The organism is Sphingomonas sp. UYP23 (genome assembly GCF_054059235.1).
The window spans coordinates 3,965,489-3,987,152 of the sequence record NZ_JBSSBX010000001.1 but is presented as its reverse complement, the minus strand read 5'-3'; the positions used below and the strand labels follow the sequence as shown (position 1 = coordinate 3,987,152).

At 66.2% G+C, this 21,664-nt stretch carries 20 protein-coding genes; 10 read left to right on the top strand and 10 right to left on the bottom strand.

Going from position 1 to position 21,664, the window contains the following annotated elements; genetic code table 11:
- Positions 1-8 precede the first annotated feature (8 nt).
- On the top strand, positions 9-839 hold the full coding sequence (locus ACVWYO_RS19645; protein ID WP_457353681.1) for an aldo/keto reductase: 831 nt from the start codon (positions 9-11) through the stop codon (positions 837-839).
- Here ACVWYO_RS19645 and ACVWYO_RS19640 read toward each other — a convergent pair whose 3' ends face one another.
- From ACVWYO_RS19640 to ACVWYO_RS19625, 4 genes are all read right to left on the bottom strand, one after another.
- Positions 840-1,694, bottom strand: a complete 855-nt coding sequence (locus tag ACVWYO_RS19640; protein ID WP_457353679.1) for an exonuclease domain-containing protein — start codon at positions 1,692-1,694, stop codon at positions 840-842.
- Positions 1,695-1,725: 31 nt separating this feature from the next.
- Complete coding sequence (locus tag ACVWYO_RS19635) at positions 1,726-2,316, bottom strand: alpha-ketoglutarate-dependent dioxygenase AlkB (protein ID WP_457355065.1); 591 nt, start codon at positions 2,314-2,316, stop codon at positions 1,726-1,728.
- A gap of 227 nt (positions 2,317-2,543) precedes the next feature.
- Positions 2,544-3,848 (bottom strand): OmpP1/FadL family transporter, encoded by a 1,305-nt coding sequence (locus ACVWYO_RS19630; protein WP_457353677.1) that lies wholly within the window; start codon positions 3,846-3,848, stop codon positions 2,544-2,546.
- Positions 3,849-3,894: 46 nt separating this feature from the next.
- Positions 3,895-4,305 (bottom strand): DUF2147 domain-containing protein, encoded by a 411-nt coding sequence (locus ACVWYO_RS19625; RefSeq protein WP_457353675.1) that lies wholly within the window; start codon positions 4,303-4,305, stop codon positions 3,895-3,897.
- A 345-nt stretch (positions 4,306-4,650) separates the two neighbouring features.
- On the opposite strand from ACVWYO_RS19625, the gene ACVWYO_RS19620 reads away from it, so the two are divergent.
- Positions 4,651-5,085, top strand: coding sequence for a MerR family transcriptional regulator (locus tag ACVWYO_RS19620; protein ID WP_457353673.1), 435 nt, complete (start codon positions 4,651-4,653; stop codon positions 5,083-5,085).
- Here the strand turns inward: ACVWYO_RS19620 and ACVWYO_RS19615 are convergent.
- From ACVWYO_RS19615 to ACVWYO_RS19600, 4 genes are read right to left on the bottom strand one after another with little or no spacing between them, the layout of a single operon-like run.
- Positions 5,082-5,822 (bottom strand): FadR/GntR family transcriptional regulator, encoded by a 741-nt coding sequence (locus ACVWYO_RS19615; protein WP_457353671.1) that lies wholly within the window; start codon positions 5,820-5,822, stop codon positions 5,082-5,084. The two genes, ACVWYO_RS19620 and ACVWYO_RS19615, sit on opposite strands and share 4 nt — an antisense overlap.
- A 29-nt stretch (positions 5,823-5,851) precedes the next feature.
- Positions 5,852-6,490 carry a 2-dehydro-3-deoxy-6-phosphogalactonate aldolase gene (locus ACVWYO_RS19610; RefSeq protein ID WP_457353669.1) on the bottom strand — a complete coding sequence of 213 codons (639 nt, stop codon included), beginning with the start codon at positions 6,488-6,490 and terminating at the stop codon, positions 5,852-5,854.
- The gene (locus tag ACVWYO_RS19605; protein ID WP_457353667.1) at positions 6,487-7,389 is read right to left on the bottom strand and encodes a 2-dehydro-3-deoxygalactonokinase; all 903 of its coding nucleotides are present in this window, start codon (positions 7,387-7,389) and stop codon (positions 6,487-6,489) included. The genes ACVWYO_RS19610 and ACVWYO_RS19605 overlap by 4 nt, the downstream gene beginning before the upstream one ends.
- Positions 7,386-8,246 (bottom strand): SMP-30/gluconolactonase/LRE family protein, encoded by an 861-nt coding sequence (locus ACVWYO_RS19600; protein ID WP_457353665.1) that lies wholly within the window; start codon positions 8,244-8,246, stop codon positions 7,386-7,388. The genes ACVWYO_RS19605 and ACVWYO_RS19600 overlap by 4 nt, the downstream gene beginning before the upstream one ends.
- A 215-nt stretch (positions 8,247-8,461) precedes the next feature.
- Here ACVWYO_RS19600 and ACVWYO_RS19595 point away from each other — a divergent pair, with 215 nt between their 5' ends.
- The 4 genes from ACVWYO_RS19595 to ACVWYO_RS19580 all read left to right on the top strand — a co-directional run bounded on the left by ACVWYO_RS19595 (position 8,462) and on the right by ACVWYO_RS19580 (position 11,715).
- Positions 8,462-9,199, top strand: a complete 738-nt coding sequence (locus ACVWYO_RS19595) for a glycosyltransferase family 2 protein (protein WP_457353663.1) — start codon at positions 8,462-8,464, stop codon at positions 9,197-9,199.
- A gap of 112 nt (positions 9,200-9,311) precedes the next feature.
- Positions 9,312-9,761 carry an ion channel gene (locus tag ACVWYO_RS19590; protein WP_457353661.1) on the top strand — a complete coding sequence of 150 codons (450 nt, stop codon included), beginning with the start codon at positions 9,312-9,314 and terminating at the stop codon, positions 9,759-9,761.
- Positions 9,762-9,793: 32 nt separating this feature from the next.
- The gene (locus tag ACVWYO_RS19585) at positions 9,794-11,278 is read left to right on the top strand and encodes a PAS domain S-box protein (protein ID WP_457355063.1); all 1,485 of its coding nucleotides are present in this window, start codon (positions 9,794-9,796) and stop codon (positions 11,276-11,278) included.
- Positions 11,279-11,331: 53 nt separating this feature from the next.
- Complete coding sequence (locus ACVWYO_RS19580; RefSeq protein WP_457353659.1) at positions 11,332-11,715, top strand: response regulator; 384 nt, start codon at positions 11,332-11,334, stop codon at positions 11,713-11,715.
- Here the strand turns inward: ACVWYO_RS19580 and ACVWYO_RS19575 are convergent.
- Complete coding sequence (locus tag ACVWYO_RS19575; RefSeq protein ID WP_457353657.1) at positions 11,708-13,210, bottom strand: MFS transporter; 1,503 nt, start codon at positions 13,208-13,210, stop codon at positions 11,708-11,710. The two genes, ACVWYO_RS19580 and ACVWYO_RS19575, sit on opposite strands and share 8 nt — an antisense overlap.
- Positions 13,211-13,362: 152 nt before the next feature.
- Here ACVWYO_RS19575 and ACVWYO_RS19570 point away from each other — a divergent pair, with 152 nt between their 5' ends.
- Positions 13,363-14,034 (top strand): DUF6445 family protein, encoded by a 672-nt coding sequence (locus ACVWYO_RS19570; protein ID WP_457353655.1) that lies wholly within the window; start codon positions 13,363-13,365, stop codon positions 14,032-14,034.
- A gap of 22 nt (positions 14,035-14,056) precedes the next feature.
- On the opposite strand, the gene ACVWYO_RS19565 is transcribed toward ACVWYO_RS19570, so the two are convergent.
- Positions 14,057-15,079, bottom strand: coding sequence for a LacI family DNA-binding transcriptional regulator (locus tag ACVWYO_RS19565; RefSeq protein WP_457353653.1), 1,023 nt, complete (start codon positions 15,077-15,079; stop codon positions 14,057-14,059).
- 211 nt (positions 15,080-15,290) lie between these two features.
- On the opposite strand from ACVWYO_RS19565, the gene ACVWYO_RS19560 reads away from it, so the two are divergent.
- From ACVWYO_RS19560 to ACVWYO_RS19550, 3 genes are all read left to right on the top strand, one after another.
- On the top strand, positions 15,291-18,245 hold the full coding sequence (locus ACVWYO_RS19560; RefSeq protein ID WP_457353651.1) for a TonB-dependent receptor: 2,955 nt from the start codon (positions 15,291-15,293) through the stop codon (positions 18,243-18,245).
- 81 nt (positions 18,246-18,326) lie between these two features.
- On the top strand, positions 18,327-19,850 hold the full coding sequence (locus tag ACVWYO_RS19555; protein WP_457353649.1) for a tryptophan halogenase family protein: 1,524 nt from the start codon (positions 18,327-18,329) through the stop codon (positions 19,848-19,850).
- Complete coding sequence (locus ACVWYO_RS19550; RefSeq protein WP_457353647.1) at positions 19,847-21,661, top strand: alpha-amylase family glycosyl hydrolase; 1,815 nt, start codon at positions 19,847-19,849, stop codon at positions 21,659-21,661. The genes ACVWYO_RS19555 and ACVWYO_RS19550 overlap by 4 nt, the downstream gene beginning before the upstream one ends.
- The last annotated feature ends 3 nt before the right edge of the window (positions 21,662-21,664 follow it).

The window sequence follows — 21,664 nt, the reverse complement described above, 5'->3', positions numbered from 1 at the left end:
GAGCGATGATGCAACAGGTTTCCCTTCCCGATGGCACGAGCGTGCCCGCGCTCGGCCAAGGCACGTGGATGATGGGCGAAGACCGTTCGAAACGCAGCGCCGAGATCGCGGCTTTGCGCGAGGGGATTGCGCTCGGCATGACGCTGATCGACACCGCTGAGATGTATGGCGATGGCGACTCCGAAGCCTTGGTTGGCGAAGCGATCGCGGGCCTGCGCGACCAGGTGTTCCTCGTCAGCAAGGCGTATCCGCAGAATGCCGGGCGGGCGCGGCTGCGCGCGGCGTGCGAGGCGAGCCTCAAACGACTCGGGACCGACCGGCTCGATCTCTATCTGCTCCACTGGCGGGGCTCTGTCCCGCTGGCCGAGACGGTCGGGGCAATGGAGGCACTCCGCGATGCTGGCCTGATCGCGCGCTGGGGCGTCAGCAATCTCGACACCGACGATATGGAAGAGCTGATCGAAGCGGGCGGCGAAGGCTGCGCGACCGACCAGGTCCTCTACAATCTCACGCGACGCGGGCCCGAGCATGATCTGTTCCCGTGGCTCGCGGCACGGCGTATCCCGGTCATGGCGTACAGCCCGGTCGAGCAAGGCCGCTTGCTCGCCCACCGCGCGTTGGCGGCGATCGCTGCCGAGCGCGACGCCACCCCGGCGCAGCTCGCGCTGGCCTGGACGCTGCGGCGTGACGATGTGATCGCGATCCCCAAGGCGGGCAGCGTCGAACACGTCCGCGACAATCGCGCTGCGCTCGATCTCGAACTCGACGCGGAAACGCTGGCGGCGCTCGACGCCGCCTTCCCGCCGCCGCGGTCGCGCACGCCGCTCGCGATGCTCTGATCAGCCGATCGCGGCGAGCAGCGTTTGTTCCGACACGATCCGGATCGGTTTGCCCGCGCGGCGCAGCGCCTCGGCCTTGCCATATGCCGGGCTCGTCAGCGTCGCGCGCGTGAAGCGATCCCCCCCGGCGACGACGAGGACGTTCGTGCTCGTACCTACCGAAGTCATCACTTTGGCCCCGAGCGAAGCGAGCCGGTGCGCCAAAAGCCCATCGCGCGGCTCGCCAACGATCGCGATCCGCTCGCCGAGCAGCGGCCCCGCTTCTGCCGGTGTGGGTGGCGGCCCAGGCTTGCGCGGTGGCGCGAGCCATTGGTCGAGCGAGATGCCGGTCTGGTCGATCGCCTTGACGATCACCCAGCCCGCCGCACGCGCGTCGCTCAGCGCGTCGTGATGGCGATGCTCGATCCCGAGATAGCGCGCGAGGCCACCGAGCTTGTGGTTCTCGAGGTCGGGCCAGGCGCGCTGGGCGACGCGGACGCTGTCGAGCCATGTCGTCTCGATCATCCGCCGATCATGCTGGCGACACGCCGCGGCAAGCGCGCTTTTGTCGAAGAACGAATGCGCGACCGTCGTCCGCCCGGCGAGATGCCGCTCGACGATTGCATGGACGTCGCCGAAGCGCGGTTGCCCGACCACATGGTGCGCGGCGATCCCGTGGATCCGGGTGTTGAAGATGTTGAACTCGTCGCAGGGATCGAGCAGCGTTTCATGCTCGAAGACTTCGCGACCATCTCGAAACCCGACAATGCCGATCTGGCAGATGCTGCTCGCGCGCGAACAGGCGGTCTCGACGTCGATCACGACGAAATCGGGCGGCGGGGATGGGAATTCGGCAGACGACACGGCGTCCCGCATAGCAGTTTTCGGGCAGGCCTTGTCCACAGCCTTAGCGACTCCGGGCCGCGATCGACGCTTTGCCCTTGTCGGACAGGCTGCGAAAGGTGATCGACCAGCGCTGCGCTTCCATTTTAGCGATGCTGTGCTCCCACACATGCCGCGCCGCGCCGCTCAGATGATAGGCACCGCGTGGGGTCAGCGACGCCTTGGCGCGCTCGAAGCCGTCGCCGATCCGGCGGCGGAAGCGCAGCGTCGCAGGCGCGCCGAGCGAAATGCCGACGACATGCTCGAAGTGTGGCCGGTCCCGGTGCCAGCCGATCCCGGCACCGATATCGTACCGGATCACCAGTGCCTGGACGAGGGATCCCTCCGCCAACCCCGCCATCGCTTCCGCGCGGCAGCGAAGCGGATCGAGCCATTCCGGGATCGGCGCAGCCTCTCCCATCCCGCCGGTGTCGAAATCATAATGCCAGCCGAAACTGTGCGTCACCCGCTTGCCGAGCCACCCCTGGAAGCGGAACGGTTCCAGCTCCGTCGCATCGATCGCCGCGATCAGCGCCGCCGCCTCGAGTTCGGACACGAAATCTTCGACCGCGGTCAGGCCGGGCAGGATCGGGGTATCGAACAGGTCCAGCATCATCGATCCAAAGACAAAAGGCCGCCCCTTGCGGGACGGCCTTTCCATTGTCGGCCTCAAGCCGGCAAAATATTCAGGCGAGACCGCCCTCCACGAGGAAGACCGAACCCAAAACCTGTGCCGACTGCGGCGTGAGACAATGAGACATTCGACCACCTCCTTTCCATTGTTGAACGATGACAAGGAGATGGTGACGCCCCGGGGGATTGCAAGGTCCCCGTTGGTTGCGATCAGAAGCTGAAGCGCCCGCCGAGCGACAGCACGACGGCATGCGCGTTCTGCAGCAGCCCCTTGGTCAGGATCACCGTCTGCGCGGCGGTGCCGGCATAGGCCGCGGTCGCACGGTCGATCGTCGTGTCCTTGAAGTCGACATAGCTCGCCGCGGCATCGATCGTCATGTGGTTGCTCATGCGATAGCTGCCGCCTGCCGAATAGGTCCAGCGGTTCGAATCGGGCACGCGCGCGTCGCGCAGGCCGTCCTGCGTCGGCGTCACCGCGCGCTGCACGCCGGCGCGTACCGTCGCCTTGGGGCTGACGGCGTAATCGAAGCCGCCGGCGAGGCTCCAGCTGTCGCGATAATTCTCGGGCAGCGCGACGTTGATCGGTGCGCCGAGGCGGATCGCGTCGAACTTGCTCCAATTATACGCGACGACCTGCGCATTGAGCGTCAGCGCCTCGGTCGCGCGCAGGCGGCCACCGACAATCACCTGACCCGGCGTATTGAACTGCGCAGTCACGCCCGACAGCGAGCGGTTCTGCGACGCGAGCGGACCGACCAGCCCGGCAACGGTCAGATCGCCCTTGAGCGTGTGCTTGATGCTCGACTTGTAGCTGATGCCGACCGAGACGAGCTTGTTGTGAAGCTGCACGCCCGCGGTCCAGCCGAAGTCCCAGCCGTCGCCCTTCAGCGTCTGGCTGCCATCGGGGAGCGCCGCCGAGAGATTGGGGAGCGCGTTGCTAAGATAGGCATCGGTATATTCGACGTTGAGTGCGCCACCGACGCGCAGCCAGTCGGTCAGGACCACACCGATCGACGGCTGTATATCGATCGTGCGCAGCCGCGTCTTGTCCGCGCTGTAGCGCGTCCAGCTGTTGGCGTCGTAATCGGTGGTGAAGCTGAACGGCGAGGTCACCGCGAGGCCGACCGCGATCCGGTCGTTGATCGGATAGGCGAACGATCCGCTCGGCAGCACGCCGTTGTTGATCGGGTCGCGCGAGCGGCTCTGTCCGCCGATCGCGGTGAAGGGCTGGCCGGGACGCGAGATCAGCGTGCCGTTGTCGACGACGTCACCCTTGGGCAGGATCGCGGTCGCGCTGACCTGAACCTCGGCATCGGTGATCCCGGCGATCGCGGCCGGGTTCCACCAGAGCGACGACGGCCCGGTGTCGGCGACTTCGCCCGAGAACGAACGGCCCGCGCCGACCGTGGTCTGCGACTGGAGGTAGAACGCATCGGCATGCGCGACGCCGGCGAAGCCGACGGTCGATACGAGTGCGGACGCGGCCAGCAACGGGGCCTTGCAACGGATTACCATGATAATTTCCTGAATGTACTTTTCGAGGGGAAGAAGACGCGGGCGATCAGCGCACGCGGGTCCACGTCTGCGTCTTGCAGAGCGGGAAGAAGACGCAGCCGCGCAGCTTGAGCTGGTCGCTGCCGAGCGGCGTGATGCGGCCGCTATAGGTGCGGCCGTCCTGAGCGTTGTAAACTTGGCCGTTGGCCCAGACGCCGTCCTTGTCGGGCGCGAAGCCGCTCAGCATCAGCATCCCCTGAACGGGGCGCATGCGCAGCTTGACGTCGGAATTGTTGGCGTCCTTGAGCGCGGGATTGGCGCGTAACGCGTCGGACGTGACAATCTTGCCGCAGATCGACGATCCGCAATGGCTGATCTCGACGATCGCGTTGAGGGTTTCGGTTTTCCACCGACCGATCACGGTATCGGCGGTGGGGGTCGCGCCGGCCAGCAGGGCGCCGATGAGCAACAGGGACATGTCTTTCCTCTCCAAGCACCGTCATCGCGACGGTGCAGTCGTTTGCCGTGCTTGGATATGCCCGCACGGTCGGTTCTATCGTCGCTCCGTTTCGGCCCTAATCGCGAGCGCGTTGACGTATGCGGCAGTTCGGCCCGCAGTAGATTTGTCTATCGACAAGTCAAGCCTTTGTCGGCCGCGCTCGGTCGCATCGAACCGAGGCAACACCAACATCGCGCTTCCCCAATGCGACGAAATCCGCAACACTCGCGACAAGACGTTGATCGGCACGCATTCGACAAAGGAGCGTGTCCGTCGCTCGCCGGTCGTCCGGCCAGGGTCGATGCCGCCGGATTGAGGATGTGGATGAAAGACGCGTTGCAGGACCTGACGGGTATCAACGAAGTCGCGCGAATGCTCGACATCACGCCGCGAACATTGCGATTTTACGAAGACAAGGGCCTCATCACGCCGTGCCGGGTCGGCGCGATACGGGTCTATACCCGGCGCGAGATCGCACGGATGCGGCTGATCCTGCGCGGCAAGCGCCTGGGCTTCACGTTGCGCGACATCGTCGAATTCCTCGACCTCTACGATGCCGACCCGCAGCATGTCGAACAGATGCGTGCGCTGGCGGGGCGCTGTCGGCAGCGGATCGACCGCCTCGCCGCGCAACAGGAAGCGATCGCCGAAACGCTCGCCGAACTCGAGAAGATCGAGCGTGAGGCGCTCGAGCGGGTACCCAAGCCCCGCCGCCCACGGCCTAGCGTCGTGGCGGGTGCGGCGGCGAGCGACGCCTAGGCGGGGGATGGCTCAGCGTGTTGGTCGCGTTCGACGATCAGCGCCAGGACGTCGGCGATGATCTGCTGCATAGCGCGGTGCGCCGCGATCCCGTCCGCCGCCTCGATTGCAGCGAGTACCGCGCCGTGCGCCGCCAGATCGGCGCTGCGGCCCTTGAAGCGGTTGGTGAAGCGAATCGACGAACGCAAGGCGGTCGTCACGACCTCCTCGAATTGCGCGTAGAACGGATTGCCCGCGGCGCGCAGGATCGCGACGTGGAAGGCGATGTCTGCATCGAGCGGATCGTCCTCCCCTGCCTCGGCTGCCACCATCCGCGCATAGCCGGCACGGATCGCCGCGCGCCCGGCGTCGCCCGCATTGCGGGCCGCCAGCTGCGCCGCAGCCGGCTCGATCGCGATCCGCAGTTCGTTGAAATGGCGCAACAGCCCGAGCGAGAAGGTCCGGTCGAGCAGCCACCCGAGCACGTCGGGATCGAACAGGTTCCATGATTCGGCGGGCTGGACGATCGTTCCCTGCCGCGGCCGCGCCGAGAGCAGACCCTTGGCGGTGAGCATCTTGACCGCCTCGCGCGTCACCGAGCGGCTGACGCCGTGCTGCAGCGTCAGATCCGCCTCGGTCGGGAAGCGCTTGCCCGTATAGACGCCCGTGACGATCGCCCGGCCGAGCGCATCGAGCATCCCGTGCGTCAGGTTGCGGCCAAGCGAGCTGCGGACATCGTGCGGCGGCAGGGGTGTCATGGCGGCAGGATCGCTCATCGCGCTGTCGGTCACAAGGCTCGGCGCGTCGCCTGCCACGCCGCGACCAGCGCCTGCGCTTTGGCGCCGACCGCCGCGGCATCGTCGCCCGGCCGATAGACGCCGCCGCCGACGCCGATCCCTTCCGCCCCGGCCGCGAGCCAGTCGGCGAAGTTGGCGGCACCCGTGCCACCGACGCCCCACACCGCAACATCTCGCGGCAACACCTCGCGGATCGCTTTCAGATAGTCCGGGCCGAGCGCAACCGCAGGGAACAGCTTGATCCGGCGCGCGCCGGCATCGATCGCGCGAAACGCCTCGCTTGGCGTCACGAAACCCGGCATCGGCTCGAGCCCGAGCTCGACCGCGCGGGCGATCACCGCGGGATCGGTATTGGGGGTGACCATCACCGTGCCGCCGGTCGCGGCGAGTGCTTCGACCGCAGCGACGTTGAGCACCGTGCCGGCGCCTATCGCAGCCGTATCGCCGAACGCCTGCTGGATCGCGGCAATACTGGTGAACGGATCGGGCGAATTGAGTGGCACCTCGATGATGCGTACGCCGGCGTCGATCAGGGCTTCGGCGACCGGCAGCGCTTCGTCGGGACGGATCCCGCGCAGGATGGCGACGACGGGCGGTGCGCCGCCGGCCAGCAATTCGTCGATCGTCATCGGTCCGTCTCCATCAGCGCCAGGCCGGCGAGCACACAGGCATCGCCGTCGAGCAAATTCGTATCGATCCCGCGCGCGGCTATCGCGCGGGCGTAGCGATCGCACAGCGCCGGATCCCCTATGAGCCCGACCGTCTCGCCCGGAACAGGCGCGAGCTCGGCGATCTCGCGGCCGATCAGCAGGCCCGACAGATAGCCCGCCGCCCAATCGGGCGACCGGCCATCAATGAGCTGCGCGCTGCGCGCCTCGAACAGCGCGCCGAGCAGCAGATCGCCATCGCCAGCGCGCATCAGGCCATGCGCGAAACCCGCCTGTTCGGCGGCGGGATCGGAGTCGCTCCTGGCCGCGGCGCGCAACAGCGTCGAGCGATCGCGCAGCAGGGCGAACAGCTCTCCGGTGAAGAAGGTCTGGAAGGCGATGATCCGCCCGTCCTCGATCGTCGCCCATTTGCTGTGCGTCCCCGGTAGCGCGAGCCGATGCCGCCCGGTGCGCAGCACGGGATCGCGCGCGATCGCGCCGAACAGCTGCGTCTCCTCGCCGCGCATCACGTCCGGGCCGCCCGACGGCGCGGTACAGGCGAGCCCCGCCAGGATCGTGACCGGCACGCCGTCGAGCGTGATCCGCCCTGCCTCCGCCGCCCAACCCGCCACATCGGCCGGGCACGCCGCATAGGGGACCTCGATCCAGCCATTGCGCGAGCCGACCATGCCGCACAGCGTGATGGCCTGCGGATCGCCATCGGCACGCCACGGTGCGATCGCTGCGCGCAGCGTCGCTTCGGGCGTGTCCTCGAGCGCGCCGATCCCCGCCGCCTCGACCCGCGCGATGACGCTGCCCGCTTCGATGCCGAACAAACGGAGCCGGCTGGTGCCCCAATCGCCGACGATGCGATAGCTCATCGCGCGATCCGCACGCCGGCAAGCGGCAGCCCGGGCGCTGGCGCGTCGAACGCGAACAGGCCGCCGGCGAGCGGCTGTTCGGCCAGCGCGGCGTCGGACAGGCCGGCGCGCGCGGTGGTGACATAGCCGGTGCGCAGATCGGGCCCGCCAAACGCTATTTTGGTGACATTGGCGCAGGGCAAGGCGACACGCAGCAGCAATTCGCCATCGGGCGCATAGCGGCGCGCCTCCCAGCCGCCCCACAGCCCGACCCAGACGCAGCCTTCCGAATCGACCGTCACGCCATCGGGGTTGCCATCCTCGGATGCGATCGTCGCGAACAGCGTGCCGTCGCGCAACAGCGTGTCGGCGGCGATGTCGAAGCGGTGGATCGTCCCGGCCAACGTATCGACATGATAGAGGTGGCGCCCGTCGGGACTGATCGCGGGCCCATTGGTGATCGTGCACTCGCCGCCGACCGCGCTGATGCTGGAGCCGTCGAACAGATACACCGCGCCGCTCGCCCGCGACTCCGCGTCATCCATCGTTCCGAACCAGAGGCGCCCGAGCGCATCGACCGTCGCATCGTTGGTACGATTATGCGCCGGCATCGACACCGTCGCGAGCGGGGGCGCAAGCGCTTCGCCCTCGAAAAGATGGAGCCCATCGCGATTGCCGACGAGCAGCGCGCCGTCCACCGTCGGCACGACGAAACTCGGCGCGCCGCCCACGACATAGCTGTCGCGTGCATCGGCTACGGGATCGTAGCGATGCAGCACTCCCGCCTTGATGTCGACGAACCACAGCACCTCATCGATCCAGGCCGGCCCCTCGCCCAGGGTCGCCTCGATCGGCCAAACCAAACGACTTTGCGGCACAGATGCTCTCCGATCGTGAGCCAATGGCCCGTAATGTCTGATCGATCATATAATTGCCCGACCGGGATCGGGCAATCGCCGATCCACCAAACGCTGGGGAAGCCGCGACCGGCCGCCCGCGTCGGCACGGAAAATGTCCCATCCCTGCCCAAATCCAACGCGTTCCGCGAGATCCGCGCTGGCGTTAAAGCCGAGAATCGGGCACCTGCGCCGACATGACCGGCTTACCCCATGTTCGAACGCCGACAATCAGCCTCATCATTCCTGCCTATAACGAGGAGGCCTATCTGCCCGCGTGTCTCGACGCGGTCATGCGCAACGTCGCGGGCAAGGCGTTCGAGATCATCGTCGTCGATAACAACAGCACCGACGGCACCAAGGCCGTGGTCGAGCGCTACCCCTCGGTCACATACGTGTTCGAGCCGAGCAAGGGCATCACGCGCGCCCGGCAGCGCGGCTTTACCGCATCGACCGGCGATATCCTCGCCTATGTCGATGCCGATACGCATCCACCGGCGGGGTGGATCGAACAGATCTGGGAGCAGTTCGCCGCGAACCGCGATCTCGCCTGCCTGTCAGGCCCCTACAGCTTTTACGACCTGAGCGGGCTGCGCAACCGCGTGTCGACCGCGTGGTTCGTTGCAGCGCGGTCGATTTACGGGATCACCGGCTATCTGATGGTCGGCGGCAATTTTGCTATTCCGCGCCACGTTCTCGAGAAGATGGGCGGCTTCGACAGCTCGATCGAATTCTACGGCGAGGACGTCGACATCGCGAAACGCGCCAAGCAGCAGGGTAAGGTTCTGTTCTCGCCGCGCTTCGTCATGCCGACCTCGGGCCGGCGGATGCAGAAGCAGGGGTTCGCAAAGATCGCCGGCATCTATCTTGCGAACTACGCCTCGATCATGCTGCGCGGCAAACCCGCCACCAAGGGCTATCAGGACATCCGCTAGCGGATCTTGCGCGATCGCACTGGTGCGGCGAGATCGGCATATCCTTGCCTGCTACGCCTGCTACGTACATTTCCCAACTGCGCGGCTGGCCCGGCTGACCTTCACTTGTCGCGTGAACCTCGTCCTCGAACTCCTGGTCGCAACCGGAATGGTGGCGTTGACCGTCGGCATCCACCTCATAGGGATCGCGCTGTTGCTGACTGTTCTGCGTCATCACCGTGCGCGCAGCCAGCCGAAAGGCGGCGTCGTCGTTCGCGACGGGCTCGGCATCGTCAGCGCCGCGATCGGGCTGTTCGTTCTCCATTCGATCGAGATCTGGAGCTATGCGGCGCTCTATACCGTGACGCACGCACTGCCCGATTTCGAAAGCGCTTTGTATTTCTCGACATCGACCTACGCCACGATAGGCTATGGCGATATCGTGCTCGACCGTAGCTGGCGGATCATCGGCGCGATCGAAGGCGCGAACGGTGTCATCCTGCTCGGCTGGTCGACCGCATTCTTCTTCGCGGTGGTCGGGCGAATCCGGTTCGTCGAAGGGGAGATAGGCACATTCCGGTAACCGCGACCGATCCGCTGGCCGATGCCTTTGCGCTGTTCGTGAACAGCACCACCGACCGCGCGCAATTCCTCCTCGATCCAGCCGGGCTGGTGACGAGCTGGAACCGCGGGGCCGAGATCCTCACCGACTGGAGCGCCGACGCGATCCTCGGCCAGTCGCTCGCCGTATTCTATCCGCCTGCCGACGCAGAGCGCGGCGCTCCCGCCGCCGATCTGGCGCAGGCATGCGAGCATGTGACGACACGCAAGGAAGCGTGGCGAATTCGGCGCGACGGTTCCGAATTTCTCGCCGACTCGACCCTCGTCGCGTTGCGCAACCCGGCGGGTGCGTTGCTCGGCTATGGCCAAAGCGTGTACGATGTGACCGCCCGCCGCGCGGCCGAGGCGGCGCTTGCCGATAGCGAGCAACACGTCCGCTCGATCCTAGAAACCGTGCCCGACTCGATGGTCGTGATCGACGAGCGCGGCCGGATCCTGTCGTTCAGCACCGCCGCCGAGCGGCTGTTCGGCTATACCGAGGCCGAATTGGTCGGCCGCAACGTCAGCACACTGATGCCCAGCCCCGATCGCGACCGCCATGACAGCTATCTCGGCCACTATCTGACGACGGGCGAACGCCGCATCATCGGGATCGGCCGCGTCGTGGTCGGCGCACGGCGCGATGGCAGCGTCTTCCCGATGGAACTCGCGGTCGGCGAGGCGAGCAGTCGGGGCCGCCGCATCTTCACCGGCTTCATCCGCGACCTGACCGAACAGCAACGCAGCGAATTGCGGCTGAAGGAGCTCCAGTCGGAGCTGATCCACGTCTCGCGCCTGAGCGCGATGGGCACGATGGCCTCGACTCTCGCGCACGAGCTCAACCAGCCGCTCACCGCGATCGCCAATTACATGGAGGCGAGCCGCGATCTGCTCGACGCGCCCGATGCCGACACGCTCGGCTATCTGCGCGAGGCGGTCGATCAATCCGCCAAGGAGACGTTGCGGGCGGGCGACATCGTCCGTGCCTTGCGCGATTTCGTCACGCGCGGCGAGGTCGACCGGCGCGTCGTGGCGCTACGCCCGCTGATCGAGGAGGCGAGTGCGCTGGCGCTGGTCGGCGCACGCGAACGGGGCGTCCGCGCGTTTTTCGAGTTTGAGAGCGAAGCCCCGCACGCGCTGGTCGACCGCGTGCAGATCCAGCAGGTCGTCGTCAATCTGGTCCGAAACGCCGTCGAAGCGGTCGCGACGTCGCTGATGCGCGACGTGACCATCCGGGTCCGCGCGGCGCCTGCCGAGATGGTCGAGATCATCGTCGCCGACACCGGCCCGGGGATCGATCCGGCGGTCGCGCCGCGGCTGTTCCAGGCCTTTGCCAGCAGCAAGCAGAACGGCATGGGCCTCGGGCTTTCGATCTGCCGGACGATCGTGGAAACCCATGGCGGGCGGATCTGGGCCGTGCCCTCCCCGAAAGGTGGCGCAGCGTTCCATTTTACCGTCCGCGACGCGCCGGAGGGGAGCCACCCCCGGAGCATTACGTAACGACGCCGCGACCATGTCCGAGCAGTATCGACGCTCTGATCCACCGGGTGCCTATGACCTACCTTTCCGTTGCCGTTCCGCGCCGCCGCCCCCGTATCCTCCTGATCGACGCCGATGAAGGCGTCCGCCGTCAGCTGCAATTGGTGCTGGACTGGCACGGCTATGACGTTCGCTCGTTCGGGACGGCAGCGCCTGTGCTGCAGGGCGGCTACAGCGATGCCACCGACATCCTGATCACCGATTATGCCCCGCCCGACAGTAACGGCATCGCGGTGCTGCGCATCCTGCAAAGTCGCGGGTGGGAGGGGCGCGCGGTCTTGATCACCGGCACGCCATCGCTCGAGCAGGAACGCTGCGCGCGCGCGTCGGGCTTTGCCGCCGTGCTCGAAAAACCGGTCCACCACGGCGATTTGATCGCCGCGATCGCGCTCAACTGACGCGGCGCTCTCCGGTCTCCGGAACGCGCAGCATGGCGAGCGCCGCCAGCGCCATCACGATCGCAGCAAACGCCATCGTCCAGATCGGCTCGGTCGGGAAGAAAGCTTTCAGCACCGATCCCATCACCGTCGCGACGAGCAATTGCGGGACGACGATGAACACGTTGAACAACCCCATATAGATGCCGAGCTTGGCTTGCGGCAGGCTCGAAGCGAGGATCGCATACGGCATTGCCAGGATCGATGCCCAAGCGATGCCGACGCCGACCTCGCTCAGGATCAGCCAGTTGGGGTCACGGATCACGAAGAAGCTGGCATAGGCGGCCGCCCCGGACAGCAGGCACGCGATATGCGTCCTGACCTTGCCGATCCGCGCCGCGAGCCGCGGCAGGACGAGCAAGGCGGCCAGCGCCGCCACGCCGTTATAGACGGCGAACAGCACGCCGACCCAGTCCCCGCCAACATTGTACGCGGTACTTTTCGGGTCGTTCGCGCCGAACATATATTGCGCAACAACGGGGGTCGTGAAGATCCACATGATGAACAGCGCCGACCAGCTGAAGAACTGCACCAGCGCCAGCCGCTTCATCACCAGCGGCATGCCTGCGAAATCGCCGACAATCATGCTGAGCGCGTTGTCGGTATTGCCGGCGCGCGCCAGCCGGATCGCAACCACGCTCGCCACCCCATAAGCGATCAACAGCGCGCCGAGCAGGTAGACTTCCTTCTGCAGGGCCAGCAGCGGAACGCCTGCGACGATCGCAACCCCGCCGACGATCCACGCGAGGCTGCGCCCCAGTCCGCGCGCGGCAAGCGCGCGCATCGGTTCGTCGAGACCCTCGACCGGATCGCGCTCGCCGAACGCGGCCATTTGCGCCGGACTATATTCCTTGACGTTGCCGACCGTCCACAACACCGCCAGCAGCAGCGCCGCCCCCCCGAACCAGAAGCTGTAGCGCACCGTATCGGGCACTCCACCGAGCGCCGCGCCCGACACGCCGAGATGCGCCAGCACGAACGGGAAGATCGACCCGACCACGGCGCCTGCTCCGATGAACGCGGTCTGCAGCGCATACCCCGCGGTGTGCTGGTCCTTACGCAGCATGTCGCCGACGAACGCGCGGAACGGCTCCATCGACACGTTGACCGAAGCATCGAGCACCCACAGCGTCAGCGCCGCGAACCACAGGATCTTGGCTTCGGGCATGACGAACAAAGCGAGCGCCGCGAGCACCGCGCCGGCGAGGAAATAGGGGCGCCGCCGGCCGAGGCGGTTCCAGGTGCGGTCGCTGTAATGGCCGATGATCGGCTGGATCAGCAGTCCGGTCAGCGGGGCCGCGACCCACAGATACGACAGATCGTCGAGCGAACCGCCGAGCGTCTGAAAGATTCGGCTCATATTGGCGTTCTGCAGCGCAAAGCCGATCTGAATGCCGAAAAAGCCGAAGCTGATGTTCCACAGGCCGCCAAAGCCCTGCACCGGTTTTTCGTTCAACGCTGCCTCCCCCGCCCGGCGCCTGACGATCGGCCCGGGGTGTTTGTCCCGCTGCGTGGCGCCAAGCCGAAGACGGCACAAGCCTGCATACGAATGCGCAAAGCGGTGCAAGGCCTTGCCGAGCCCCCGTTGGGCGTCCCATGAAGCCCGTCATGAAGAGTGTCAGCGTCCATCATCAGGGCAAGGAAGGCCGCCCGTTGCTCGTCATCGACGATTTCTGGGCCGATCCCGCCATGCTGCGCGAAGACGCCGCGGCGTTGCGGATGGGGCCGATCGGCCCGCATTATCCCGGCGTCCGTGTCGAAGTGCCCGCCCGCCTCGCCGAGACGATGCGCCGCAAGATCGCGCCGATGCTCGCCGAGCATTTCGGGTTCGATCCTGCGCCCGGCGTGTCGGAGGCCTATTATTCGCTCGTCACCACGCCGCCCACGGCGCTCGCGCCGATCCAGCGGCTGCCGCATTTCGACGGGGTCGAGCCGCGTCGGATCGCGGTGCTGCTGTTCCTCGGTCATGGCGCGCAGGGTGGCACCGCATTCTACCGCCAGCGCGAAACGGGTTTCGAGAGCGTCGATGCCGAGCGGCTCGCACGCTTTACCGCGACGCTCGAAGACGATGTGCGCCTCCACGGGATGCCCGAGCCCAGTTACATCTCCGGCGACACGCCCCTTTATGAGCAGATCGCGCTGCAGTCCGGCGCATACAACCGCGCGCTCGTCTATCCCGGCAACACCCTGCACTGCGCCTATCTCCCGCCCGAGGTGGCGCTGAGCGCGGATCCGCTTGCGGGGCGGTTGACGCTCAACCTGTTCCTGTTCGACGACTGAGGCGCGCGGCGGACGTCGCCTGTTATCGCGCGCTGCTGGCCCGCACCACGAGCCGCGTCGGGAGCGGCGCGGGTTCGCCAGTCCCACCGCGCAACTGCGCAAGCAGCGTGTCGACCAGGACTTCCCCCGCGCGCCGCGTATCCTGCACGACGCTCGACAACGGCGGGCTGGTCAGCGACGCCGAGGGGATATCGTCGAACCCGACGATCGCGACATCGTCGGGCACGCGCCGCGTTGCCGCCGCCAGAGCACGCATCGCGCCGATCGCGATGCTGTCGCTTGCCGCAAAAATTGCATCATAGGCCACGCCCCGTTGCGCGAGCGTCTCGACCGCCGCCTGCCCCGGCTCCTCCGCCGTCGTCGCATCGACGCGCAGCGCGGCATCGGGCACCAACCCTGCCGCCGCCAGCGCATCGAGATAGCCGCGATAGCGCTCCTCGAGCTCGGGATAGCGGCTGTCGGCCGATCCGAGAAAAGCGATCCGGCGTCGTCCCTGCGCGATGAGATGCGCGGTCGCCTGCGCGCCGCCGCCGCGATTGTCCGATCCGACCGTGATCCCCGCCGGCCCCGTGCCGACCGCGCCCCAGCGCACGACGTGCGTGCCCTGTTCGACGAGATGATCGAGTCGCGCGCGATACGCCTCGTAATCGCCATAGCCGAGCAGGATGATCCCGTCGGCCTTGTGGCTGTCCTGATAATCGACGTGCCAGTCGCCCGACAGCTGCTGAAACGAGATCAGCAGGTCATACCCCGCTTTGGCACAGGCACGCGTGATCGAGCCGAGCATCGACAGAAAAAACGGATTGATCGCGGCATCGTCATCGGCCGCTTCCTCGAAGAACAGCAGCGCGAGCGTGTTCGACGATTGGCTGCGCAGGCTCGAGGCGTTCTTGTCGACCGCATAATGCAGACTGCGCGCGATCGCCTCGATCCGCGCGCGCGTCTGCGGATTGACGGACTTCACCCCGCGAAGCGCACGCGACACTGTCGGCTGCGAGACGCCCGCCAGCTGTGCGATATCAAGGGAGGTCGGTCGTCTGGCCATCGGGAAAAGCGAGTCCTGCGCTGCTTGGCACCAGCGATACTGCGCCAAGCGATCGGCTGACGACAGCCTATTCGTGAATACGTATGCCCGATCCTTTCCGAATGTTACCGCCGGAAATATAGCCGTGCCGGGCCAATCGACGCTGTTTCACGACGTCGAGGAAACTGAAGCGAGGATGTGCGGGCCGGGCCCGCCTGATGGGGAACACCACATGACTGATTTCGAGTCGAGCCGCGCGGATCGCGCGTGCGCGCCGCTGCGCCGCATTTCGATGACGGCACGCCTTGGCCTGTACACCAGCACCGCCGCGATCACCGCGGCGCTGCTGCTGCCGTCGGCCGCCTTCGCGCAAGATGCGACGACCACGCCGAACGCCAATCCGACCGCCAAGGCGCAGGCCGAGGCGATCCCGACCCAGGCCGATCCCACGCCGCAGCCGACGACGCCAGCACCCGTGACCGCCGCCGATGTTGCGCCCACCGCGAGCGCCACGCCCGACGGCGACATCGTCGTCACCGGCATCCGCGCCGGCCTCGACTCCTCGGCCAAGATCAAGCGCCAGTCGGTCCTGATCGTCGACTCGGTCTCGGCCGAAGACGTCGGCAAGCTGCCCGACGTGTCGATCGCCGACTCGCTCGCGCGCCTTCCCGGCGTCACCGCACAGCGCCTCGAAGGCCGCGACCAGCGCCTGTCGATCCGCGGCCTCGGCCCCGATTTCTCGACCACGTTGCTCAACGGCCGCGAACAGGTCACCGTCGGTGACAATCGCGGCGTCGAATACGACCAGTATCCCTCGGAATTCTTCAAGACGGTCAATGTCTACAAGTCGGCCGACGCCTCGCTCGTCGCTGCCGGCATCTCGGGCACGGTCGACCTGCGCATGCTGCGCCCGCTCGATCAGGCCAAGCGCGTCCTCGCGGTCAGCGCGCGCGGTCAGATGAACGGTATCAAGAACCTTAACCCCGACAGCTCACGCTACGGCTATCGCGCGTCGGCGACCTATGTCGACAAGTTCGCGGGCGACACGCTCGGCATCGCGCTCGGCGCATCGGCGACGCTCACCCCGTCGCAGGACGAGCGCTACAATGCCTGGGGCTATGCCGGCTCGGGCACCGCGGCGAGCCCGTTCGTGCTCGGCGGCGCCAAGCCCTACGTCCAGTCGAACGAGCTCAAGCGCTATGGCGGTGTCGCGACGATCGAATGGCGTCCGTCCGACGTGTTCCATTCGACCTTCGATGCGCTCTATTCGCACTTCGAGGAAACCCAGCATCTGCGCGGGATCGAATTCCCGCTCGGCTTCTCGAGCCCGACGCAGAGCGGCGTGACCGTCGCCAACGGCTTCGCCACCGCGACGACCTTCACGGGCGTCCATGCGATCCAGCGTAACGACTACAACCAGCGCAAGGCCGAGAATTTCTCGCTCGGCTGGAACAACGATCTCAAGCTCAGCGACAAGATCCACCTCAACGTGGATGCGAGCTGGAGCCATGCGACGCGCACCGACTTCCTGCTCGAGACCTATACCGGCGTCGGGTACGGCGGCACGGGGCCCGACGACACGGTGAGGGTCTCGCAGCAGGGCAACGGCACCTACAAGATCGTGCCGACGCTCGACTACACCAACACCAGCGTGTTCAAGCTGACTGATCCGCAGGGCTGGGGCTATAACGGCACGCAGGCCGTCGTACAGTCGGGGTTCCTCAACCGACCGAGCTTCAAGGACGACCTCAAGTCGCTCCGGGCGAACCTCAACGGCGAATTCGACAACAGCATCGTCAAGAGCTGGGAAGCCGGCGCCAATTACAGCCGCCGCGAGAAGACCAGCGCGTACCAGTCGTTCTTCCTGTGCCCCAAGGGCACCGGCAGCAACTGCACCGTCGCCAGCGGCACGCCGACTTCGGCACCGATCCCGACCCAGGCGATCCTCGGCAAGATCCCGCTCGACTATCTCGGCGTTCCCGCGGTGCTCGCGCTCGATCCGCTGTATCTCTACAATAACAGCTACAACACCTTCTACGACAACCGCCCGTCGTCGCTGGTGCGCGACAACGTCGTGACCGAGAACGTCTATACCGGCTATGCCAAGATCAATATCGACGGCGATGTCGGCGGCAAGGCGCTCAAGGGCTCGATCGGCACGCAGGTCGTGCATAGCGAGCAGCGGTCGACCGGCCAGATCGCGAGCGTCGTCAACGGCGTCGTGACGATTGCGCCGGCCTCGCAGAAGATCAGCTACACCAACGTCCTGCCCTCGGCGACGATGGCGGTCGAGCTGGTGCCGCTGGGTTACGTCAAGCTCGGCGCGTCGCAAACGATGGTGCGCCCGCGTCTCGACCAGGAGCGCGTCACGCAGGACGTGGCGATCAACATCGCCAATATCGTGCCGAACAATTTCAATCCCGGCCTCAATCCGGTCTTCACGTCGTCGGGTGGCAACGTCGCGCTCAAGCCGTACCAGTCGACCAATATCGACATGTCGTTCGAGCAGTATTTCCGGGGTGGCGGCTATGTCGCACTGTCGGGGTATTACAAGCACCTGACCGACTTCGTCGATCCGAACAACAGCTATGCTTATGACTTCTCCTCGCTGCTTGGCGCGCTGTCGCCGGCGCAGCAGGCGATTGTCACGGCGAACAAGCTGGCGATCGGCAATGTCAGCGCGCCGGCCAATACCGGTCGCGGCAGCGTGATCGGCGTGGAAGGGACGATCTCGCTCCCGTTCAAGATGGTCAGTGAAGCGCTCGACGGCTTCGGCATGTTCGTCTCGGGCAACTACACCGAGTCGGAGATCAAGTTCGCGAGCAACCCGACTCAGGCGATCACCCTGCCCGGCCTGTCCAAATGGACCGGCAGCGGCACCGTGTATTTTGAGAAGCACGGCTTCCAGGCGCGCGTGAACTATCGCTACCGCTCGTCGTTCCTCGCCGAAGTCGCGGGTCTGTCGGCGGCACCGACCTATCGTACCGCGCGGTCGGAGGGCATTCTCGATGCGCAGATCGGCTATGAGTTCCAGAGCGGGTTCCTCAAGAACTTCGCGATCCTCGCCCAGGCGAAGAACCTGACCGACCGCCCGTTCGTAACGTACCAGAATGACGACCCGCGCCAGGTGATCGATTACCAGCGCTACGGTCGTGATTATTACCTGGGCGTAACCTACAAGTTCTGACCGCGACCGACGGCGGACAGCGACATCCTTCGCTGTCCGCCGTTCCGCGAGTCGGGTGTTGAAGAAGCGGGGACGCGGACCATGGTCAATCTATCCGAGCCGACCGGGCCGATCCGGATCGTCATCGTCGGTGGCGGCACCGCAGGCTGGATGGCGGCGGCCACCTTCGCACGCTTCCTGGAGACCGGGTTCGAGATCGATCTGGTCGAATCCGATGAGATCGGCACCGTCGGCGTCGGCGAAGCGACGATCCCGCAGATCCGCTTGTTCAACGACGCGCTCGGGCTCGACGAGGATGCATTCCTGCGCGCGACGCAGGGCACCTACAAGCTTGGCATCGAGTTCGTCGACTGGCTGCGTCCAGGGCATCGCTACATGCATGCGTTCGGCGCGGTCGGGCGCGATGTCGGCTTGCTGCCGTTCCACCAATATTGGCTGCGCGCCAAAGCTCTCGGCAGCGCTAAAGACCTGGTCGCCTATTCGCTCAACAACCAGGCGGCCTTGGCCGACCGGATGCAGCGTGGACCTGCGCGGACCGCGCGGGTGCTACCCGACATGCCGTCGGCCTTCCATTTCGACGCCGGCCTCTATGCGCGCCATCTGCGCAGATACAGCGAAACGCGCGGGATCAATCGGATCGAGGGCAAGGTCGTTCGCGTCGATCAGGACGAGAGCGGCGATATCTCGACGCTGCTGCTCGAGGACGGCACTACGCTCAGCGCCGACCTCTTCATCGATTGCACGGGTTTCCGCGGGCTGCTGATCGAGCAGACGCTCGAGACCGGCTATGACGATTGGACACACTGGCTCCCGGCCGACCGCGCGATCGCGGTGCCGTCTGAGCGTAGCAAGACGTTCACCCCCTATACGCGCTCGACCGCAAAGGCAGCGGGCTGGCAATGGCGCATCCCGCTGCAGCATCGCACCGGCAACGGGCTGGTCTATTCCTCAGCGCATGTGAGCGACGACGAGGCGACCGCGACGTTGCTCGCCGGGCTTGACGGCGAAGCGCTCGCCGACCCGCGCCCGATCCAGTTCCGTACCGGCAAACGGCGGAAAATGTGGAACCGCAACGTCGTCGCGATCGGCCTTTCGGGCGGTTTCATGGAACCGCTCGAATCGACCAGCATCCATCTGATCCAGTCGGCGATCGCGCGACTGATGAAGCTGCTGCCCGGCCGCGCCATACCGCAAGCCGACCGCGACGAATTCAACCGCCAGAGCGATTTCGAGTACGAACGGATCCGCGACTTCATCATTCTGCATTATCACGCCAATGACCGGAGCGAGCCGTTCTGGCGGATGTGCCGCGAGGCGGAACTGCCCGAAACGCTTGCCGCCAAGATCGACCTGTGGCGCGGCAACGGCCACATCACCCGCGAACATGAAGAGCTCTTCACCGAGGTCGGCTGGCTTCAGGTGTTCGCGGGACAGGGCGTGATGCCGGCGGGCCACCACCCGCTCGCCGACGCGATTCCGGCCACCGATCTCGCCGAATTCCTCGATACGATCGACCAGCTCAACGCCCGCGAGGTTGCCCAGATGCCAAGCCATGCCGACTTCATCGCGCGCTACTGCGCCGCGCCGACGCCGGTGACGGCATGAGCCTTGCCGCCGCCTTACTGTTCGCGCTTGCCGGCCCGACGACCGCGATCCCCGTCGAGCAGGTGCGTGCGCGCCTGCCCGAGGACGAGATCATCTATTTCGTGCTGCCCGACCGGTTCGACAATGGCGACACGGCCAACGACAAGGGCGGGCTGACCGGCGACCGGCTGACGACGGGCTACGATCCGACCGCCAAGGGTTTCTATCATGGCGGCGACCTCAAGGGGCTGACGCGGCGGCTCGATTATATCAAGGCGCTCGGCGTCACCGCGATCTGGGTCGCGCCCGTGTTCAAGAACAAGCCCGTACAGGGCGCGGCTGGGCATGAGAGCGCCGGCTATCACGGCTATTGGATCACCGAATTCACGCACGTCGATCCGCATTTCGGCACCGACGCCGAATTCGCGGCGTTCGTCGACGCGGCGCACGCGCGCGGGATGAAGGTCTATATGGACATCATCGCCAACCACACTGCCGACGTGATCCAGTACCGCGAATGCGTCGGCAAGAGTTGTGCGTATCGCGGCAAGGCGGATTATCCATACCAGCGCCGCCTTGGCGTCACGGGCAAACCGATCAACGCCGGTTTTGCCGGCGATGCGGTGCAGACGCCCGAGAATTTCGCGAAGCTGACCGATCCCGCCTATGCCTACACCCCGTTCGTTCCGGCGGCGGAAGCGAACGTGAAGGTCCCGGCCTGGCTCAACGACCCGCGCTATTATCATAATCGCGGCGACTCGACCTTTGCCGGCGAATCCGCGCGCTACGGCGATTTCAGCGGGCTCGACGACGTGATGACCGAGGATCCGCGCGTCATCGCCGGGTTCATCGCGATCTATGGCGGCTGGATCGATCGCTTCGGCGTCGACGGCTTCCGCATCGACACCGCGCGCCACGTGAACCCCGAATTCTGGCAGGCGTTCATCCCCGCGATGCAGTCGCGCGCCGCCGCGCGCGGTATCCCCAACTTCCCGATCTTCGGCGAAGTCTATTCGGAAGCCGTCGACCCCGGCTACACCGCGCAATTCACGCGCCGCGACGGCTATCCTGAAGTGCTCGATTTCTCGTTCCAGGCGGCTGCCCGCGCGATGCTGAGCGGCAAAGCGGGGACCGACGTCTTCGCCAAGCTGATCGACGGCGACGTTTTGTATCAGGGCGGCGACGCCACCGCGCTGCGGCTGCCGACCTTTCTCGGCAATCATGACATGGGCCGGATGGGGCATATGCTCGATCTGGCCTGGCCCAAGGCGACCGACGCCGAGCGACTCCAGCGGCTCGAACTCGCGCACGTCCTGCTGCTCTCGGCGCGCGGCGTGCCGACGATCTATTCGGGCGACGAGCAGGGCTTCACCGGCCATGGCGGTGACCAGGATGCGCGCGAGGACCTGTTCGCGAGCCAGGTCGCGAACTATAACGACAACCGCCTGATCGGTACCACCAGTACGACCGCGACGCCGCATTTCGGCACCGACAATCCAATCTTCCGGACGATCGCGCGTCTGTCGCAGATCCGGCAGACCCATGCGAAGTTGCGCCACGGCCGCACCGTCGTCCGTTTCGCGTCGGACAAACCCGGCCTGCTCGCCTTCACGCGCGGCGACGATGACGGACACGAGATCCTCGTCGTGCTCAACACCGCAAGCCAGCCGCTCACCGCCAATGTCGAAGTCGGTGCGCGCTCGGCCGGCTTCGCCACGCTGGCCGGCGCCTGCCCCGCCAAGGTCACCGCCCCCGGCTCGGCCGCGATCACACTCCCGCCGCTCGGCTACGCCATCTGCGCCGCCACTCCTGCCCGCCTCCCCAGCGAATGAGTC